Below are 18,347 nucleotides of genomic sequence, written 5' to 3' on the forward strand. Positions count from 1 at the left end.
CCGCCTCACTTGGTCTCTGTGTAAATCCGGTAGCCCCATGCGGGCAGATCGAGCGTCTCGCCGCCCGCGAAGCTGGCCGCCTCGCCCGACAGCGCATCGGTATAGGCACCGAAGTGGCGCGCGTGCTTGAAGCTGATGGTGTGCGCGCGGGGGCTGAGGTTGAACACCGCGAACACCCGCTCGCCCGGCTTGCCTCGCGTGAAGGCATAGACATCGGCGGTCCGATCGGTCGGCACCTCAAGCATGGCTGCGCCGAAACGGCCATTGTGCAGCGCCGGATGCGCGGTCTTGAGCGCGATGAGTTTGGCGAAGAGCGCAGCGTGGCGGCCTTCCTTCCACACGATCGGATCGCGCTCGAAGAACTTCAGCTGGCGGTCGTTGTCAGCTTCCTGCCCGTTGTAGATCAGCGGCAGGCCGCTGCCGGTGAAAGACAGCGCAATCGCCGCCTCGTAAGCCGGGCCGTAGATGGTGCTCGCCACTCCGTCCCACGAATTCTGATCGTGGTTTTCGGTATAGACCATCCGCATCGCCGCGCGCGGCCAGGTCTCATACTGTCCGGCATAATAGCCGCGCATCGGCCCTGCCCCCTCGCCGCTTTTGACGAGGCGCTGCATCGCTTCCTTCCAGCCCCAGCCGTAGGTCGCATCAAAGGCGCGCCGGTGGAGATCGCGCTGCTCCCATTCGGCGAGCATGAAGACGGGCTTGACCTTGTCGAGCTGCGCGCGCGCGGTCTCCCAGAAATCGGTCGGGACATAGCCTGCGACATCGCAGCGGAACCCGTCGATCCCGAATTCGCGCACCCAGTAGACGAGGCTTTCGGTCATGTAGCGGCGCAGGCCGGGCTGGGCGTAATCGAAGTCCGCCACGTCCGACCAGTCGGTTCCCGCCGGGCTGGTCAGCGCGCCTTCGGGAGTGCGCGTGTACCATTCGGGATGGCTGAGGGTCAGCGGATTGTCATAGGCGGAATGGTTGGCGACCCAGTCGAGGATCACCTTGAGCCCCAGCCGGTGTGCCTCGTCAACGAAGGCACGAAACTCGGCCTCGGTGCCCAGTTCCGGATTGACCGCACGGTAATCGCGCACGGCATAGGGGCTGCCGAGCGAGCCCTTGCGCTCCACCTCGCCGATCGGGTGGATCGGCATCAGCCAGATGATATCGACACCCATCTTGGCGAGGCGCGGGAGCTGCGCCTGCGCAGCCTTGAAGGTGCCTTCAGGCGTAAACTGACGGGTGTTGAGCTGGTAGAGCACCGCATCTGCCGTCCAGTCGGCATTGGTCAGCTGAACCTCGGGGCGCGGGGTATAGGCAGGCTTGGCCGCGACCGGCGCAGCGGCCAGCGCGGCGAGGACAAGGGCGACCCCGGCACGCATCACGCCGCGTGTTCCTTAACCAGCAGCGTCGCGCCCGCCGCCAGCACAAAGCTGACCGCCGCAATCACCATCGCATAGATCGGCTCGCCGCCGAACAGGTTGGTCACGAGGAAGCCCAGCAGCGTCGCCGCCAGCAGTTGCGGCACCACGATAAAGACGTTGAACACCCCCATGTAGATGCCCATTTTTTCGGACGGGACGCAGCCGGCGAGGATCGCATAGGGCAGCGAGACGATTGAGGCCCAGGCAATGCCGAGGCCGATCTGCGGGATCCACAGCAGCGCCGGATCGCGGATCAGCAGCACCGCGGCAAAGCCCGCCGCGCCCAGCATCAGGTTGATCGCATGCAGCCGCGTGCGGTCAATCTTGGCGGCGACAACGACGAAGCCGAGTGCGGCGGCAGCGGCAAGCCCGTTGCGTACCGATCCCATCAGGCTCCACCAGTCGGCCCCGTCCTGATAGGCGCTGCTCGCCGCGTCGCTCGCGCCGAAGTGGTATTCGGTGACCCCCGGCGTGCCGTAGATCCACAGCGCGAACATCGCGAACCAGCTGAAGAACTGCACCACGGCAAGCTGGCGCATGGTGCGCGGCATGGCGAACAGATCGTTCACGACCTCCATGAAGCCGCTGTCATTGCGGCCCTGCCCGCGCAGCATTCCGGCAGCGAGCTGGATCACGCCGAACCCGCCGAGCAGCGCGGCTAGGACATAGAGATCCTTCGCCACCTCGATCGTGCCGAGGAAGGCGGGTCGGCTATCCCCCCGCGCCACCGCGACCAACGCGGCGACCGCGATGCCGGCGATCATCCACACAGTGCCGCCGCTCAGGAACTGGCCGGCGCTGCGCTGGATGGTGGCGCGGGCCACCTTCTCCTCGCCGCTCGCCGCCTCGAATCCGGCCATTTCTTGAGGCGAATATTCGCGCGTGGTGAACACGGTCCACGCGACCGCCGCCAGCAGCGCCGCCCCGCCGATGTAGAACGACCAGTGCACCGTCTCGGGGATCATCCCCTCGGGCGCGGTATTGCTGAGGCCGAGCCAGTTGGTCATCACCCACGGCAAAGCGCCCGCCATCACCGCACCGGTGCCGATAAAGAAGCTCTGCATCGCATAGCCGCGGGTGCGCTGGTGATCGGGCAGATTGTCGCCGACGAAGGCACGGAACGGCTCCATCGTGATGTTGAGCGAGGCGTCCATGATCCACAGCATCCCCGCCGCCACCCACAGCGCGGGCGCATTGGGCATGACGAACAGCGCGAAAGTGGCCAGCAGCGCGCCGATCAGGAAGTAGGGCCGCCGCCGCCCGAAACGCGGGCTCCAGGTCTTGTCGGACAGGTGACCGATGATCGGCTGGACGATCAGGCCCGTCATCGGCGCCGCAATCCACAGGATCGCCAGCTCGCCGACATCGGCTCCCAAAGTCTGGAAGATGCGGCTGACATTGCCGTTCTGCAGTTCGAAGCCGATCTGGATTCCCAGAAAGCCGAAGCTCATATTCCAGATTTGCGCAGCACTCAGCGCAGGCTTTTGCCCAGCTTGGGTCATCGTCAACCTATCCCTCTCCCCCGCGCCCGCCCATCGGGCGTGACGCGGCTCAATGCAGGCTGTAGTATCCCGAGGTCTGGTGCCCGGTGATCCCGTCAGGCCGTCGCATCACAGTCTGCCCGCCCTGCAAAAATTTGCAAGAAACTTTCCGATCCGATCCAATAAATTTGTCCGCTGACCCAAATTATCTGTATTTTATCCATTAAATATAGGTATTTGCTTCGGACGATAGGCCATCGAGGCGCGTTTCACAAAGATTTGCAAATTCCTGCTCTTGGTGTCACAAACACGGTTGGAGGGAATTGGGATATGACGCGAATCTTCGTGCGCCTTGCGGCTGCGCTATGTGCAGGCACCGCGATTGCAGGCACAGCGATTGCCGGAGGGCCGGCCATGCCCGCCGCACCGCAACCACAGGCCGCACCCGCCCCGATTGCCGAGCGCCAGCTTGAAGACGAGATCATCTACTTCGTCCTGCCCGACCGGTTCGAGAACGGCGATACCGCCAATGATCGCGGCGGCATCAAGGGCGGCGCCTTTGATCATGGCTTCGACCCCAAGCACAAGGGCTTCTACCACGGCGGCGATCTGAAAGGACTGACCGCGCGGCTCGACTACATCCAGGGCATGGGTGTCACCGCGATCTGGTTCGCCCCGATCTTCAAGAACAAGCCCGTGCAGGGCAAGCCGGGCGAGGAAAGCGCAGGCTATCACGGCTATTGGGTGACCGATTTCACCAGCGTCGACCCGCATTTCGGCACCAATGACGAGTTCAAGGCCTTTGTCTCCGCTGCCCATGCGCGCGGGATGAAGGTCTATATGGACATCATCACCAACCACACCGCCGATGTGATCGGCTACAAGGAAGGCGAGAAGACCGGTTACGCCTATCGCAGCAAGGGCGATTATCCCTTCTCGCGGGCCGGCGGGCCGAAGGGCAAGCCGATCAATCCGGGCTTTGAGGGGGACGAGAATCCCGATCCCGCCAATTGGGCCAAGCTGACCGATCCTTCCTTCGCCTATACCCCGCAGGTCACAGAGGCCGAGCGGAACGTGAAGGTGCCGGCGTGGCTCAATGACGTCACGCTCTATCACAACCGCGGCAATTCGCACTGGATCGGCGAGAGCAGCGTTTACGGCGATTTCTCGGGGCTGGACGATCTGGCGACCGAGCATCCGCGCGTGGTTGCGGGCATGATCGATATCTTCGGCAGCTGGATCGATAACTACGGCATCGACGGTTTCCGCATCGACACCGCCAAGCACGTGAACCCCGAATTCTGGCAGGCCTTCGTCCCCGCAATGCAAGCGCGCGCCAAGGCCAAGGGGATCGATCACTTCCACATCTTCGGCGAGATCGCCTACGAGGAACCCACCGCCACCATCGCCGCGCAGGTGATGGCGCAGAGCCACCTGCCCTATGCGCTCGATATGGGCTTTGCGAAGGCCGCGCAGCTGGTCGCCAGCGGCAAGGCGGGCCCGCGTCTGATGGCCGAGTTTCTTGCCCAGGATGCGATCTATCCCGGCGGGCCGCAAACCGCGCTGGGCCTGCCGACCTTCCTCGGCAACCACGATTTCGGGCGCTTCTCGATGTACGTGCGCCAGATGAGCGGATCGGATGACGAGGCGACGCTGCTCGCGCGCGTCAAGCTCGGCCATGCGATGATGTTCCTGCTGCGCGGCGTGCCGACGGTCTATTACGGGGACGAGCAAGGCTTCATTTCCGACGGCAATGACCAGCTGGCGCGCGAGGACATGTTCCCCAGCGTGACCGCGGCCTATAACGACAACAACCTGATCGGCTCGGACGCGACCACCGCGCAGAGCAATTTCGATCCCTCCCACCCGCTCTACCGCCTGATCGGCGATCTGGCGCGGGCGCGCTCGGCCAGTCCGGCCTTGCGCCGCGGCCTCAGCACGGTGCGGGCCTTCGCCGAAACCGCCCCCGGATTGCTCGCGGTCGAGCGGTTCGATCCGGCCAGCGGGCAGCGCGTGCTGGTCATGTTCAACACCGGCGCATCGGCGCTTTCCCAGAACGTCGAGGTAAGCTACCGGGCCAGCGCGATCACGCCGCTGGCGGGCAGCTGTCCGGCAGCGCTGGTCGCCCCCGGCGCGGTGCATGCCACCCTGCCGCCGTTCGGTTTCGCTGCGTGCATTCTGGAAAGCGAGAAGTAATGGCTACCGCAATGGCCGAGGCCGCCCCGATTGCCAGCCCGCAGCCCGAATGGTGGCGCGGCGCCGTCATCTACCAGATCTATCCGCGCAGCTTCCGCGATACCAATGGCGACGGGATCGGCGATCTGGCCGGGATCGTCGAGCGGCTCGACTATATCGCCGCGCTGGGTGTCGACGGCATCTGGATTTCGCCCTTCTTTACCTCGCCGATGAAGGATTTCGGTTACGATGTGGCCGATTACTGCGGGATCGATCCCAGCTTCGGCAATTTCGATGATTTCGACCGGATCATCGCCAAGGCCCACAGCCTCGGCCTCAAGGTGATCATCGATCAGGTCTATTCGCACACGTCGGACGAACACGCCTGGTTCCAGGAAAGCCGCAAGGACCGCACCAATCCCAAGGCGGACTGGTATGTCTGGGCCGATCCCAAGCCCGATGGCTCGCCGCCTTCCAACTGGCAGTCGGTGTTCGGCGGCTCGGCATGGCAGTGGGATGGGCCGCGCAAGCAGTATTACCTGCACAACTTCCTCACTTCGCAGCCCGATCTCAACGTCCACAATGTGGAAGTGCAGGACGCGCTGCTCGATGTCGCGCGGTTCTGGCTGAACCGGGGTGTGGACGGGTTCCGGCTCGATGCGCTGAACTTCTCGATGCATGACCCGGAACTGCGCGACAATCCGCCCAGCGACGTGCCGATGGAGCTGGTTACGCGGCCCTTCGACATGCAGATCAAGCAGTTCAACCAGTCGCACCCCGACATCACCGGCTTCCTCGAACGCATCCGGGCAACGATCGATGAATTCCCCGGCCGCTTCACCGTCGCCGAAGTCGGCGGGCCGGAGCCGCTGGCCGAGATGAAGGCCTTCACCGAAGGCGGAAAGCGGCTCGATTCCGCCTACAACTTCGATTTCCTCTACGCCCCGCGCCTGACGGCGGGCGTGGTGCGCGCCAGCCTGTCGCAATGGAGCGGCGAGGAGGGCGAAGGCTGGCCGAGCTGGGCGTTCTCGAACCACGATGCCCCGCGCGCGGTGACCCGCTGGACGCTGGATGGCGACATGGCCCGCGCCGCTCGCCTCAATCTGCTCCTGCTGCTGTCCTTGCGCGGCAATCCGATCATCTATCAGGGCGAGGAACTGGGCCTGCCACAGGGCGAGGTCGCCTTCGAGGATCTGCAAGACCCCGAAGCCATCGCCAACTGGCCGCACACACTGGGCCGCGATGGCGCGCGCACCCCGATGCCGTGGGCTGCATCCGCCCCGCAGGCCGGCTTCTCGAGCGCAAACCGCACCTGGCTCAAGCTCGATCCGGCGCACGTCGCCTATGCGGTCGACAATCAGGAAGCGGCCACGGCATCGACCCTGTCATACGCCCGGCAAATCCTCGCGCTGCGGCGCTCGCTGCCCGCGCTGGTAAGCGGGGAGATCACGCTGCTCGACGCGCCTGAGGACATTCTGGCCTTCACGCGCACCGCGACAGGCCAGCAGGATGTGCTGTGCGTCTTCAACCTCGGCGAAGCACCCGCACAATGGTCGCCGCCCGCTGCCATGGGGAAGGTGGAGGTGATCGCAACCGAGACGCTTGCCGGCAATGTCTCGAGCCTGCGTCACACGCTTGCCCCCGGCACCGGCTACTGGGCCACCGTAAAGGGAGGCTGATGGCCGACAACCCGCCTCCCACCTCCAAGCGCAGCGCCACGCTGGAGGATATCGCGCGCGAGGCGGGGGTTTCGATCTCGACCGTGAGCCGCGCGCTCAACGACAGCCCCTCGGTCAAGCGACGCACCAAGCAGCAGATCTGGCAGATCGCGCGCGCGCATGATTACGAGTTCCGCGCCAGCATGCCGAGCGGGCCGATCGGTGCCGATGCCACCATCGCGGTGGTCGTCCCCGCTCCGCAGGCGCGCGACAGCCGCGTGTCCGACCCGTTCTTTCTCGAACTGCTGGCCGGGATTGCCGAGGCCGCGCGCGAGCGCAACGCTGACCTCATCATCAGCCACCTGAGCCCCCGCGCCCATGGCGATCTCGACTATGCGATGAGCACAAGCCGCGCGACCGGCGTGATCTTCATCGGGCAAAGCTCGCTGCACCATGAATTCAACGCGCTTGCCGCACGCGACAACCGCTTCGTGGTATGGGGCGCGGAGTTTCCTGACGCGCAATACTGCGTGATCGGATCGGACAACGTCGCTGGCGGACGGCGGGCGACGGCGCACCTTGCGCGGCTCGGGCGCAAGCGCATCATGTTCCTCGGCGATACCGAAGCACCCGAAGCCGAACAGCGCTTCCGCGGCTATCGCCAGGCGCTCGAACAGGCGGGGATCGCTGCGGATGACGAGCTGATCGTTCCGGCCCATTTCGAAGTCCATTCGGGCGAGGCCGCGGTGCGCAGCGCGATTGCGCGTGGTTTGCGGTTCGACGCGGTGTTCGCCGCCTCCGATCTGATCGCCATCGGCGCGATCCGGGCGCTGACACGCTCGGGTCTGCGGGTGCCGGAAGATGTCTCGGTGGTCGGTTACGACAATATCCCCGCCGCCCGCCTCGTCACCCCGCAGCTCACCACCATCGATCAGGACGCGAACCTTGCCGGGCGGATGCTGGTGTCGAAGCTGATCGACAAGGGCGATGGCCCGGCGATTTCGCAGCGGCTTGAAACCAGCCTGCTGATCCGCGAAAGCTGCGGCGCATGAGCGATGCGCCTGCCCCTCTCAAGTCGATTGTCATCGTCGGCGGGGGCAGCGCCGGCTGGATGACAGCCGCCGCGCTGGCCGAAGCGGTGGGGCCGGATTGCGCCATCACCCTGATCGAGAGCGAGGCGATCGGCACCGTCGGCGTGGGCGAGGCGACGATCCCCCCCATCCGCCACTTCAACCAGCGGCTCGGCATCGACGAGGCAACCTTCGTGCGCGAGACGCAGGGGTCCTTCAAGCTCGGCATCCAGTTCGTCGACTGGGGCAAGCGCGGGCACAGCTACTTCCACCCCTTCGGCCAGTATGGCGCGGAATTCGACACCGTGCCGTTCTACCACCACTGGATGCGCGAAAGCCTCGCCGGGCGGATCGACGGGCCGATTGACGATTTCTCGATGTGCTGGGCGATGGCCAAGGCGGGCAAGTTCGCCCACCCCTCGCCTGACCGGCGGATGATCCAGTCAACCTTCGACTATGCGTATCACTTCGACGCGGGGCTTTACGCCGCATTCTTGCGCCGCTTTTCCGAGGCGCGCGGGGTCACGCGGATCGAGGGGCGCGTGGTCGATGTTGCCCTGCGCGGCGAGGACGGCTTCATCGAGAGCGTCACGCTCGACAACGGCACGCGCATCGCGGGCGAATTTTTCATCGATTGCAGCGGGTTCCGCGGACTGCTGATCGAGGAGGCGCTGCACGCGGGTTACGATAACTGGCAGCACTGGCTCCCCTGTGACCGCGCGGTGGCAGTTCCCTGCGAAAGGGGCGAGTTCACGCCCTACACCCGCTCCACCGCGCGCGAGGCGGGGTGGCAGTGGCGCATCCCGCTCCAGCACCGCACCGGCAACGGCTATGTCCATTGCAGCCAGTTCATTTCCGAGGACGAGGCGGCGGAAGTGCTGCTCGCCAACCTCGATGGCAAGGCGCTCGCCGATCCGCGCCCGCTGCGCTTCGTCACCGGCAAGCGCAAGCGGTTCTGGGAGAAGAACTGCGTCGCCATCGGGCTTTCGGCGGGGTTCATGGAGCCGCTGGAATCGACCAGCCTGCACCTCATCCAATACGGCATCCTGCGCCTCATCGCACTGCTGCCGGACAGCACCATTTCGCCGCTTTTGTCGAACGAATACAACGCGCAAACCGCCCGCGAATACGAGCTGATCCGGGACTTCCTGATCCTCCACTACAAGGCAAGCGAGCGGGACGATTCCGAGCTGTGGCGCTACTGTGCCGCCATGCCGATCCCCGACAGCCTGCAATACAAGATCGACCATTTCCGCTCCCACGGGATGCTGGTTGCGGACGGGCAGGAGCTGTTCGCCAACCCGAGCTGGATCGCGGTCTATCTCGGACAAGGGATCGTGCCTGATCGCGCTCCGGCGCTGGCTACCATGCGTTCGCAGGTGCCGGTGGCGGAACGGATGGGGCAGATTGCCCGCGCGATGGACGAGGCGGTGGCCGCGATGCCGAGCCATGGCGAGTTCATCGCCCGCCACTGCGCCGCCCCGCCGCTCGCCGCCTGAGCGGCAAGAGCGCCAAGGTTCCACGTGGAACATCGACCAAACGGGGGTCTAAGGGGGGTCTAGCAGGGGTCTAGACGCCGCAACCACCCACGCGCGCGCTCCCTGCATCCCTTTGCGCCAGCACCCCAAACAAAAAGGCCCGCCATTGCTGGCGGGCCTTTCCTGAAACCCTGGTGCGACCCGAGGGCGTCGGTATCAGAACGACTTGCGGATCGTGAAGTTGAACGTCCGGCCGTAGATTTCGTGACGGCTCGGGAAGGTCCCGACATTGTTGCCGCCCGCATCGAACAGATCGTTCTGGGTGACGAAGGGTTCGTTGGTCAGGTTGAACACTTCCGCGAGGATCTGCACGCCGTTGAGGAAGCCATCGGCCTTCTCGAAGGTGTAACCGATCTGCGCGTCAAGGATCGTTTCCGACTGAGCGTCGGCACCCGAGAGCGAGCCGTCGAAGTTCTGCACTTCCGACAGGAACCCGGCGCGGTGACGTGCAGCCAGCTTGGCGCGGATACCATTCTTTTCGTAGAAGATATCGCCCGACCAGGTGATGTCCGAATAGCCCGGGATCGCAATCGGGTTGAAGTTCTGGTTCTGCACTTCGGCATCCGAATAGGTGATGCTGTAGAAGCCGCCGAACCCGTCGAGGGCGTCAACCAGATCGCCGAAGTTCAGGCGCACCGTGCCTTCAACGCCGGTGATGTTGCCATCGGCGAAGTTGACCGGACCGCTGAACACACCGGTGGCGAGCTGCGGGGCGCCGGTCAGGATCGCGCCGAAGCCGGCATTGTTGATCGACTGGGTTAGATCCACGACTTCGCTGAAGTCGATAACCCAATCCGACAGATCCTTGTGGAACGCGGCAACGATGATCGCCGAACCCGGGGTAAAGTACTTCTCGACCGAGATGTCATACGACGTCGAGCGGTACGGCTGCAGTCCCGGGTTACCGCCACCGAGGTTGAAGCACACCAGCTGCGGCGGGTTGAAGCCGATCACCGTGTCGGGAACCTGGTCGCCGTTGGTGTCGGTGCAGCTCAGCGGGTTGACGGTGATGTTCTGGTTCGCCGTCATCTGGTCAAGCCGCGCGCGGGTGATGGTCTTGGCCGCCGCCACACGCAGGAACAGGTCCGGCATCACCTCGAAGCTGAGGTTCAGGCTCGGCAGCCAGTTGTCGTAGCTAGCACCCACGGTGTTGAGCAGGCCGCCGCCGATGGTGCCGGTCGATTCCTGTTCGGTGTCGGCATAGCGCAGACCGATATTGCCGCGCACCGGAACCGAGCCGAGGTCGCCATCGATATTGGCCTGGATGTAGAAGTTGTGGACCTTCTCGCCGACCACCCACTGGGTGTCGAAAGTGGCCTTCTCGACCCGATAGGTCCCGTCGGTCAGGAAGCTCGAGGGATCATAGGCGAGAATGTTGTTGCCGAGGCTGCCAGTGTTGGTTTCGCCGACAATCGCCGAGACGGGAATCGCAAGGCCGTTACCGAAAGCGGCGGTCGGACGCAGGAAGCTTTCGTTCGAGTCGAAATCCTTCTGGCGGTCGGTGTAAAGCCAGCCCACGGTGATCCGGTCGATCAGCCCGCCATCGAATTCCCAGAAGGCTTCGGCGCGCAGCTGGTTCAGTTCGTCATTGATCTTCGGCTGCTTGATGAAGCCGACCTGACCCCAGCCACCCGGATCGGTGAGCAGCACGTTCACGGCGCTGGTGTAATCGAGCAGGCTGTCGATCGAATATTCGCCATTGGGCGCGAAGGTGAAGGTCATCGTATCCTGCGCGCCCGAACGGGCACGGCCGGTACCGGCGTAGGATTCGTAGTCGATGTCATCGCGATCCAGCGTCGAGAAGCCGTAATCGAGCACGAAGCCGAGGTTGTCGGTCGCCATCCACTCGGCATTGGCGCCGATGGCGAAGATTTCCGACTCGGCACCTTCGGTATCGGTGCGAAGAATCGGCACAACGCCGGTGTAGGTCGCGGTTTCGGCAAACGGGCCGCTGCCGGTGGCACCCGCGAACGAAGCACCGCTCCACGAAGCGATCGGGGTTTCGGTACCGCGGAAGATGCCGCTGTCCTTGGTGCTGGTGTAGAACGAGTCGACCGTCAGCGAGAAGTTGTCGGCCGGTTCGAACTGGAGCGCACCGGTGAGCGAGGTACGCTCGAAGTTGCGGCTCACCACGCCCTGACGCGGGTTGTCGGCCGGATAGATCACGCCGCCCGCGGTGCGGCCGACCTGGAAGCGGTTGGTCTTGAGCTCGCGCGAGATGAACTGCGTCGGGATCGACTGGATCGTCGCGCCGAGCGACCAGCCAACGGTCCCTGCCTCGTTCTGGTCGATGTAGCTGCCGAAGAAGCGGTAGCCGTCATCGGCGAAATCGGGGTTGAGCGAGCCGTTGTCGTTGATCGTGTAGGTGCCCGACAAGGTGATCTGGCGCTTCTTCGAATCGAGCGGACGCACGGTGCGCAGGTCGACCGCGCCGGCGATGCCGATTGCGGCAAGCTGGGCGTCGCCGGTCTTGTAGACCACACCCGAAGCGACAAGTTCCGAGGGGAACTGGTCGAATTCGATCCCGCGGTTGTTACCCGCCGAAACGACTTCGCGGCCATTGAGCAGCGCGAGGCTGAAGTCCGGGCCGAGGCCGCGGATCGAAACCTGCTGCGAACGGCCGCGCACGCGCTGGGCGGTGACGCCGGGCAGACGGGCAAGCGAGTCGGCGATCGACTGGTCAGGCAGCAGGCCGATGTCTTCCGACGCGATCACTTCGACGATCGAGGTCGCGTTGCGCTTGGCATCGAGCGAGGTCTGGATCGAGCTACGGATACCGGTGACGATAATGTCGCCTTCAGCCGGCTCTTCGGTGACAGCTGCCTCTTCGGCGTCCTGCGCCAGAAGCGGCGCGGCCGTGGTGGCGAGCGCCAGAGTCGCGGCACCGCACAGCAGGCGCGCGCTTACATTGATCCCGTTCTTCTTCATCGAAAATCCCCTCCGCCAAGCGACATCAATGTGCGCTTTTGCAGGTTTTTTCATAGCCCAACATGAACCTCAGGTAAATCGCCAATCTGCGCTTTGATGACAGCGCTGTGAAAAATGGTCATTATTACATTATTTCATAGCTTTATGGCACTTATTGTGAACGTTATCAGGGTTTTTGCCCACTAGCTCGCGCCAGAATGTTGCCCGATGGACACAGTTTTGCGCACGATTTGCAGGGCGCAGCCCGATCCGGAGGCACAATTCCCGGCGGACAAGCGCTTTCTTCAACCTTTCCACGCATTTACAGACATTTAAGCATACGCCTTTGCCTTCAGAGACGGATTTGATAGGCTTCGCTCCATGGTCGATGACACCCCTTCTTCTGCTGCAAATGCCCTTGAAGGCTGGGGAATCCGCGTCGGCCAGCCCGCGCTTTCGACCTTCTCGGCGCAGAGCCACCGCCTGGTGACGATCGACGGCCTGCTGGAGACCCCCGAACAGGCCCTTTCCCAAGCCGTTTTGCAAAATTTTGCAAAAATCACGCCGCAGTATCCCGGGGTGCGCGCAGCCTTGCCGCCGCAGGTCTGTGCAGGCTGGCTGGCGCAGCTTGGGCCGCTGCTCGATCATTGGTTCGGCGCGGCGCCGCACGGGTGGGAGATGCAGGCGTGGTATTCGCTGGTAACCTCCCCGCCCGCCGCGCTACTGCCGATCCAGCGGCTGCCGCATGTCGATGGCACCGATCCTGCGCAGATCGCGATGATGCTCTACCTCCACCGCACCGGACACGGCGGGACGGCCTTCTTCCGCCACCGCACGACCGGACTCGAGTCGCTCTCGGCCGAGACCTATCCGCGCTATGCTGCCGCGCTCCATGCCGATGTCGCGCGCACCGGCCTGCCACCGGCCGCCTACCCCACCGACGGCGCACCGCATTTCGAGCGCACCCATGTGGTGCCGGGCCACTTCAACAGCGCGGTGTTCTATCGCGGCAACATCCTGCATAGCGGGGTGATCGACAATCACGCCCCCCTCAGCGCCGACCCGCGCGAGGGGCGGCTGACCATCAACGCCTTCTTCCGCCCGGCAGCGGCGTAACAGGATACAGGGATGAGCGATGACTGAGGGATCGGTGCGCAAACTGGTGATCGTCGGCGGCGGCACCGCCGGATGGATCACCGCTGCGGCCTTCGCGCGGCTGCTCGGCCAGCGCTTGGAGATCGAACTGGTCGAGAGCGAGGCGATCGGCACGGTCGGCGTCGGCGAGGCGACGATCCCGCAGATCATCCGATTGAACACCATCCTCGGGATCGACGAGCACGATTTCCTGCGCCGCACCTCGGGCACCTTCAAGCTCGGTATCGAGTTCGTCGACTGGGGCAGCCTCGGCAGCCGCTATCTCCACACCTTCGGCGATACCGGGCTGAACCTCGCCGGGGTTGCCTTCCACCATTACTGGCGGCGCAGCATGGCTAGCGGCGCGCAGAGCAGCCTGTGGGACTTCTCGCTGCATCAGGCGGCGGCTGATCAGGCGCGCTTCGGCAAGCTCGACCGCGTCGGCAACACCGCGATGACGGGGCTGGCCTATGCCTATCACTTCGATGCCAGCCGCTACGCGCTCTATCTGCGCGACTATTCCGAACAGCGCGGCGTGACCCGCACCGAGGGCATCGTCGAGAGCGTCGAGCGCGACGGGACGAGCGGCGATATCACCGCGATCAGCCTCAAGGGCGGCAAGCGGGTGGCGGGCGATTTCTTCATCGACTGCACCGGCTTTCGCGCGCTCTTGCTCGGGCAGGAACTGGGCGTTGGTTATGACGACTGGTCGCGCTGGTTGCCGTGCGACCGCGCGCTGGCCGTGCCGAGCGAGCGCCTGCCAACCATCGTGCCCTATACCCGCGCCACCGCGAAGAAGGCGGGCTGGCAGTGGCGAATCCCGCTCCAGCACCGCACCGGCAACGGCCATGTCTATTCGAGCGGGTTCATTTCCGACGAGGCCGCCGCTGACACGCTGCTGGCCGGGCTCGACACCAAGGCGCTCGATGATCCACGCCCGATCCGCTTCACCACCGGACGGCGGCAGGCGTTCTGGTCGCACAACTGCGTCGCGCTGGGGCTGGCGAGCGGGTTTCTCGAACCGCTGGAATCGACCAGCATCCACCTGATCCAGTCGCACGTGAGCCGGTTGATCCAGCTCTTCCCGCGATCAGCCCATGCCGAAGTCGAGCGCGCCGAATACAACCGCCGCTGCACCGCCGAGTTCGAGCAGATCCGCGACTTCCTGATCCTGCACTACCACCAGACCGCGCGCGAGGATTCGGAGTTCTGGCGCTACTGCAAGAATATGGATGTGCCCGACAGCCTGACCCACAAGCTGGCGCTGTTCGCCGCGTCAGGCCGGGTGGGCCGCGATGTCGATGATCTGTTCCGCGATGCGAGCTGGGTGCAGGTGATGCTGGGCCAGGGCATCGTGCCGGCCGATTACGATCCGATGGCCGACCAGATCGAACCCGCGCAGCTCAGCGAATTCCTCGCCAATCTGAAGACGCTGATTGCGCGCAGCGTGGCCGGCCTGCCTAGCCATGAGGACTATCTGCGCCAGCACTGCGCCGCCGATCCGGCCAGCCTCGCGGCCTAGGACAGAGCCCCAACGAAAAAGGGCGGCGTGGTTGCCCACACCGCCCCTTCGATCGCCTTGCGGCAATAGCTTACTTCTTGGTGCTGGCGAGATAGGCCACCAGGTTGGCACGATCCTGATCGTCCTTGATGCCCGGGAAGGCCATCTTGGTGCCGGGCATGAAGCCCTTCGGATCCTTGAGGTATTCGAACAGGGTCGCTTCGTCCCAGGTCACGCCGCTGTTCTTGTTGGCGTCCGAATAGGCGAAACCGGCAACCTGGCCCGACTTGCGGCCGACCACGTTGTAGAGCGACGGGCCGACGCGGTTCACACCTTCGTCAAGCACGTGGCACGAACGGCACAGCGCGAACACCTTTTCGCCGGCAGCGGCGTCGGTGGTCATGCCGGCAAATTCAACCTTGGCACCGGCTTCAGCAGCAGGCGCAGCCGGTTCGGCAGTCGGAGCAGCCGCAGCAGCTTCGGTCGCTTCGGGGGCCGGAGCTTCCGCTTCCTTACCGCCGCAGGCCGAAAGAGTAGCAAGGCTGGCCAGCGCGGCTGCCCCCATCAGGAAATTACGCTTCATGGTCGTGTGTCCTCTGAACAACTTGTTCCTCCCGCATCCCCGCGGGCCATAAACCAGATTTTCGGGCATGGAAAGCGGGACTTCACGCTACGGTTGCCCCCTTCTCCACAATCCGTAAGCGCTTAATCGCGGCGACGCGAAAGGGTTCCCGGCGACCTTCGAAACCGGCGCATTATTGCCTTGTGCTCCAGCCGCGCTAAACACGGGGCCATGATCAAGAAACTGCCGTGGCACACCAAGGCCATTCTCGCGCTTGTGGCATTCATGCCGTTCTATTTCGGGATTGCCGCGCTCGGCACCAAGATCGGCCTGTGGGGCTGGCAGACCGGCCTCTTGGCACTGACGATGGGTGGCGGGGTGATCCTGCTCGGCCTCGTCTCGCTTGCCGCGCTCGTTTCGCTGGTGCTGGGCGTTCGCGCCGTGCCGCGCTCGAATGGCGTGCTCGCGATCGCGATCATCGGCCTGCTGATACCTGCGGCGGTGTTTGTGCTGTTTTTGGCGGCGGGCAGCAAGGCGGCGGACAATCCGATCCACGACATTGCCACCGATACCGCCGATCCGCCGGCGTTCTCGGAAGCCACGATGCGCGCGCGCGCCGAAAGCGGCGCCAATCCGCTCAGCGACTACCAGACCCCGCTCGGCCGGCTCGAGGTGTTCAAGGATGTGGATCCCGAACTCGCGGTGAAATCCCACGCACAGATCATCACCGATCGCCCCGATCGCCCGGCGCCGCTGCCGCTCGGCGGGGCGACGCGCGAGGATGGTGTGCGCGCCGTTGCCGCGGCGATGGCGGAAATGGGCCTGCGCGACATCCGCAGCGACTTTGCCGCCGGGACCGTGGAGGGCGTGGCCGAAACCTTCTGGTTCGGGTTCAAGGATGACGTCGTGGCGCGCGTGGGCGATGCGGAGATCGATTTCCGTTCGGTCAGCCGTGTCGGGCGCAGCGATCTGGGCGCGAACACCGCGCGCATCATCAAGCTGCGCGAGCTCACCGCCGCGCAGCTCGGCAAGGCTAGTCGCTGAACGCCACTACCGCCATCGCGCTGCGCTGGAAAACGGTCAGCACGCATAGTGCGGCATAGGCGTAGGCGAGCCCTGCGAACCACGCTGGCATCAGGCACATGGCGATGAAGACGAGGATCGTCTCAGTGCCCTCGGCCAGCCCGGTCGAATAGAAGAAGCTCTTCTTGCCATGCGCCTCGGTGGTCGCACCGCGTTTGCCCGCGATCACGGCAAAGGCGAGGAAACTCACCCCCGTCAGCACGAAGCTGGCGACCAGCACCAGCGCAGGCAGAGCGTTGGCGGGCGCGAGGATGCCGAAGCCGAGCGGAATGCTCACATAGAAGGCGAAGTCCGCGACGATATCGAAATAGCCGCCAAGGTCGGAAGGCCCGCGCACCCGTGCCACCGCGCCGTCGAGCCCATCGAGCAGCCGGTTGGCGATGATCAACGCGAGGCCCCAGCCGATATGGCCAAGTGCAATAGCAGCGGCTCCGGCAAGGCCCAGCGCAAGGCCGGTAAAGGTCAGCGCATTGGCGCTCACCCCCGCCCCGGCCAGCGTCCGGCCGATGGCATTGAGCGGCGGGTCGATCAGCGGGCGCAGCTTGGCGTCAAGCATAGGTGACCAGCCCGATCCACGCCCCCGTCATCGCGCTGGCGAGGTTGCCGGAAACCCAGCTCTTCATCCCCAGCGCGGCCGCTTCGGCGCGGCGTTCGGGGCAGAGCGTGCCGATGGTCGACACCAAGAGGCCAACGCTGGCAAGGTTGGCGACGCCGCACAGCGCATAGGTGACAATCAGCATCGAGCGCGGCCCCAGCGTGCCTGCGGGCAGCGCAGCGAGTTCGAGATAGGCGACATATTCGTTGAGCACCGCCTTGGTCCCCATAAGGCCGCCCGCCGCGCCCGCCTCGGCCCAGGGCACGCCCAATAGCCACATGAAGGGCGCGAGCACCCAGCCGAACAACCGCTTGAGGCTGATCGCCTCGCCATCGACCAGCGGCAGTGCGGCCAGCGCCATATCAACCAGCGCCACCAGCGCAAACACGGTGATGATCACGGCGATCACCGCGAGGAACAGCTGCATCCCGTCCATCGCACCCTTGATGACCGCGTCGATGCTGCTTTCGTACCGGAGGCCGGGGTCCTCCTTTTCGACCTCGGTCGCGGTGTCCTCGGCTTGGCCCGGCACCATCAACCGCGCGATCAGCAGCGCGGCGGGGAGCGAGATCAGCGAGGCGGAAATCATGTGGCCGACGGCATCGGGTACGGTGGCCTTCAGCGTCGTCGCATAGAGGATCAGGATCGCGCCAGAGATCGTCGCCATCGTCAGGGTCATGATCTGGAACAGCTCGGAACGACTGACGCGCGCGAAATAGGCGCGGGTCACAAGCGGCGCTTCGACCACGCCGAGGAACACGCTCGCCCCGCCCGACAGGCCGACCACGCCCGATACACCGAGCGAACGGCGCAGCAGGAACGAGAGGCCATTGACGATCCAGCGCAGCACCCCCCAGTGCCACAACAGCGCCGCAAACGCCGAGAACACAATCACCAGCGGCAGGATCTGGAAGGCGATCACCAGCGGCGGCTGTGCGCCTTCCTTGAGCGCAAAGGGAAGCTCCGCCCCGCCGAGATAGCCGAACATATAGGACGAGCCCTTGAGCGTCGCCGCCTCGACTGCGCTGACCGCGTCATTGACGAGCCCGACCGCCGCCCACACCACCGGCACGCGCACGATCACCACCGCCAGCAGCCCCTGCATCAGCAACGCGCCCGCGATCCACTTCCAGCCGGGCAGGCTACGGCGGTTCTCGCTGAAGCCCCACGCGAGGCCCATCAGCACCGCAATGCCGATGATCCCGCGGAATTGGTCGAACAGTTCCATCGC

13 protein-coding genes are annotated in these 18,347 nt (G+C 64.7%); 7 read left to right on the forward strand and 6 right to left on the reverse strand.

Going from position 1 to position 18,347, the window contains the following annotated elements; genetic code table 11:
- Positions 1-5 precede the first annotated feature (5 nt).
- Both BG023_RS13305 and BG023_RS13310 read right to left on the reverse strand, forming a co-directional pair.
- The gene (locus BG023_RS13305) at positions 6-1,370 is read right to left on the reverse strand and encodes an alpha-amylase family glycosyl hydrolase (RefSeq protein ID WP_069310870.1); all 1,365 of its coding nucleotides are present in this window, start codon (positions 1,368-1,370) and stop codon (positions 6-8) included.
- The gene (locus tag BG023_RS13310) at positions 1,370-2,863 is read right to left on the reverse strand and encodes an MFS transporter (protein WP_233993010.1); all 1,494 of its coding nucleotides are present in this window, start codon (positions 2,861-2,863) and stop codon (positions 1,370-1,372) included. The genes BG023_RS13305 and BG023_RS13310 overlap by 1 nt, the downstream gene beginning before the upstream one ends.
- Before the next feature lie 360 nt (positions 2,864-3,223).
- Here BG023_RS13310 and BG023_RS13315 point away from each other — a divergent pair, with 360 nt between their 5' ends.
- From BG023_RS13315 to BG023_RS13330, 4 genes are read left to right on the forward strand one after another with little or no spacing between them, the layout of a single operon-like run.
- On the forward strand, positions 3,224-5,089 hold the full coding sequence (locus tag BG023_RS13315) for an alpha-amylase family glycosyl hydrolase (RefSeq protein ID WP_083234703.1): 1,866 nt from the start codon (positions 3,224-3,226) through the stop codon (positions 5,087-5,089).
- Positions 5,089-6,747 carry an alpha-glucosidase gene (locus tag BG023_RS13320; protein WP_069310872.1) on the forward strand — a complete coding sequence of 553 codons (1,659 nt, stop codon included), beginning with the start codon at positions 5,089-5,091 and terminating at the stop codon, positions 6,745-6,747. The genes BG023_RS13315 and BG023_RS13320 overlap by 1 nt, the downstream gene beginning before the upstream one ends.
- Positions 6,747-7,778 (forward strand): LacI family DNA-binding transcriptional regulator, encoded by a 1,032-nt coding sequence (locus BG023_RS13325; protein WP_069310873.1) that lies wholly within the window; start codon positions 6,747-6,749, stop codon positions 7,776-7,778. Before BG023_RS13320 ends, BG023_RS13325 begins: the two co-directional genes overlap by 1 nt.
- A complete protein-coding gene (locus tag BG023_RS13330; RefSeq protein ID WP_069310874.1) occupies positions 7,775-9,295 on the forward strand; it encodes a tryptophan halogenase family protein in 1,521 nt (506 codons plus the stop codon). The genes BG023_RS13325 and BG023_RS13330 overlap by 4 nt, the downstream gene beginning before the upstream one ends.
- A 195-nt stretch (positions 9,296-9,490) precedes the next feature.
- On the opposite strand, the gene BG023_RS13335 is transcribed toward BG023_RS13330, so the two are convergent.
- A complete protein-coding gene (locus BG023_RS13335) occupies positions 9,491-12,262 on the reverse strand; it encodes a TonB-dependent receptor (RefSeq protein ID WP_069310875.1) in 2,772 nt (923 codons plus the stop codon).
- Positions 12,263-12,622: 360 nt separating this feature from the next.
- Here BG023_RS13335 and BG023_RS13340 point away from each other — a divergent pair, with 360 nt between their 5' ends.
- Together BG023_RS13340 and BG023_RS13345 are read left to right on the forward strand one after the other, a co-directional pair.
- Positions 12,623-13,357 carry a DUF6445 family protein gene (locus BG023_RS13340; RefSeq protein ID WP_233993011.1) on the forward strand — a complete coding sequence of 245 codons (735 nt, stop codon included), beginning with the start codon at positions 12,623-12,625 and terminating at the stop codon, positions 13,355-13,357.
- A gap of 19 nt (positions 13,358-13,376) precedes the next feature.
- Positions 13,377-14,897 carry a tryptophan halogenase family protein gene (locus BG023_RS13345; protein ID WP_069310876.1) on the forward strand — a complete coding sequence of 507 codons (1,521 nt, stop codon included), beginning with the start codon at positions 13,377-13,379 and terminating at the stop codon, positions 14,895-14,897.
- 70 nt (positions 14,898-14,967) lie between these two features.
- On the opposite strand, the gene BG023_RS13350 is transcribed toward BG023_RS13345, so the two are convergent.
- Complete coding sequence (locus BG023_RS13350; RefSeq protein ID WP_233993012.1) at positions 14,968-15,459, reverse strand: c-type cytochrome; 492 nt, start codon at positions 15,457-15,459, stop codon at positions 14,968-14,970.
- A gap of 210 nt (positions 15,460-15,669) precedes the next feature.
- On the opposite strand from BG023_RS13350, the gene BG023_RS13355 reads away from it, so the two are divergent.
- A complete protein-coding gene (locus BG023_RS13355; RefSeq protein WP_233993013.1) occupies positions 15,670-16,482 on the forward strand; it encodes a DUF1499 domain-containing protein in 813 nt (270 codons plus the stop codon).
- On the opposite strand, the gene BG023_RS13360 is transcribed toward BG023_RS13355, so the two are convergent.
- Positions 16,472-17,077 carry a CDP-alcohol phosphatidyltransferase family protein gene (locus BG023_RS13360; protein WP_069310878.1) on the reverse strand — a complete coding sequence of 202 codons (606 nt, stop codon included), beginning with the start codon at positions 17,075-17,077 and terminating at the stop codon, positions 16,472-16,474. The genes BG023_RS13355 and BG023_RS13360 overlap by 11 nt on opposite strands.
- A complete protein-coding gene (locus BG023_RS13365; RefSeq protein WP_069310879.1) occupies positions 17,070-18,344 on the reverse strand; it encodes a NupC/NupG family nucleoside CNT transporter in 1,275 nt (424 codons plus the stop codon). Before BG023_RS13365 ends, BG023_RS13360 begins: the two co-directional genes overlap by 8 nt.
- Between the last annotated feature and the right edge of the window lie 3 nt (positions 18,345-18,347).

This window comes from Porphyrobacter sp. LM 6, assembly GCF_001720465.1.
Taxonomy (GTDB): Bacteria; Pseudomonadota; Alphaproteobacteria; order Sphingomonadales; family Sphingomonadaceae; genus Erythrobacter.

Coding starts and splice junctions, on each gene's coding strand:
- BG023_RS13340 (WP_233993011.1), top strand. CDS start 12,623: ATGGTCGATGACACCCCTTCTTCTGCTGCAAATGCCCTTGAAGGCTGG.
- BG023_RS13315 (WP_083234703.1), top strand. CDS start 3,224: ATGACGCGAATCTTCGTGCGCCTTGCGGCTGCGCTATGTGCAGGCACC.
- BG023_RS13355 (WP_233993013.1), top strand. CDS start 15,670: ATGATCAAGAAACTGCCGTGGCACACCAAGGCCATTCTCGCGCTTGTG.
- BG023_RS13345 (WP_069310876.1), top strand. CDS start 13,377: ATGACTGAGGGATCGGTGCGCAAACTGGTGATCGTCGGCGGCGGCACC.
- BG023_RS13335 (WP_069310875.1), bottom strand. CDS start 12,262: ATGAAGAAGAACGGGATCAATGTAAGCGCGCGCCTGCTGTGCGGTGCC.
- BG023_RS13305 (WP_069310870.1), bottom strand. CDS start 1,370: ATGCGTGCCGGGGTCGCCCTTGTCCTCGCCGCGCTGGCCGCTGCGCCG.
- BG023_RS13365 (WP_069310879.1), bottom strand. CDS start 18,344: ATGGAACTGTTCGACCAATTCCGCGGGATCATCGGCATTGCGGTGCTG.
- BG023_RS13310 (WP_233993010.1), bottom strand. CDS start 2,863: ATGAGCTTCGGCTTTCTGGGAATCCAGATCGGCTTCGAACTGCAGAAC.
- BG023_RS13325 (WP_069310873.1), top strand. CDS start 6,747: ATGGCCGACAACCCGCCTCCCACCTCCAAGCGCAGCGCCACGCTGGAG.
- BG023_RS13360 (WP_069310878.1), bottom strand. CDS start 17,077: ATGCTTGACGCCAAGCTGCGCCCGCTGATCGACCCGCCGCTCAATGCC.
- BG023_RS13320 (WP_069310872.1), top strand. CDS start 5,089: ATGGCTACCGCAATGGCCGAGGCCGCCCCGATTGCCAGCCCGCAGCCC.
- BG023_RS13330 (WP_069310874.1), top strand. CDS start 7,775: ATGAGCGATGCGCCTGCCCCTCTCAAGTCGATTGTCATCGTCGGCGGG.
- BG023_RS13350 (WP_233993012.1), bottom strand. CDS start 15,459: ATGAAGCGTAATTTCCTGATGGGGGCAGCCGCGCTGGCCAGCCTTGCT.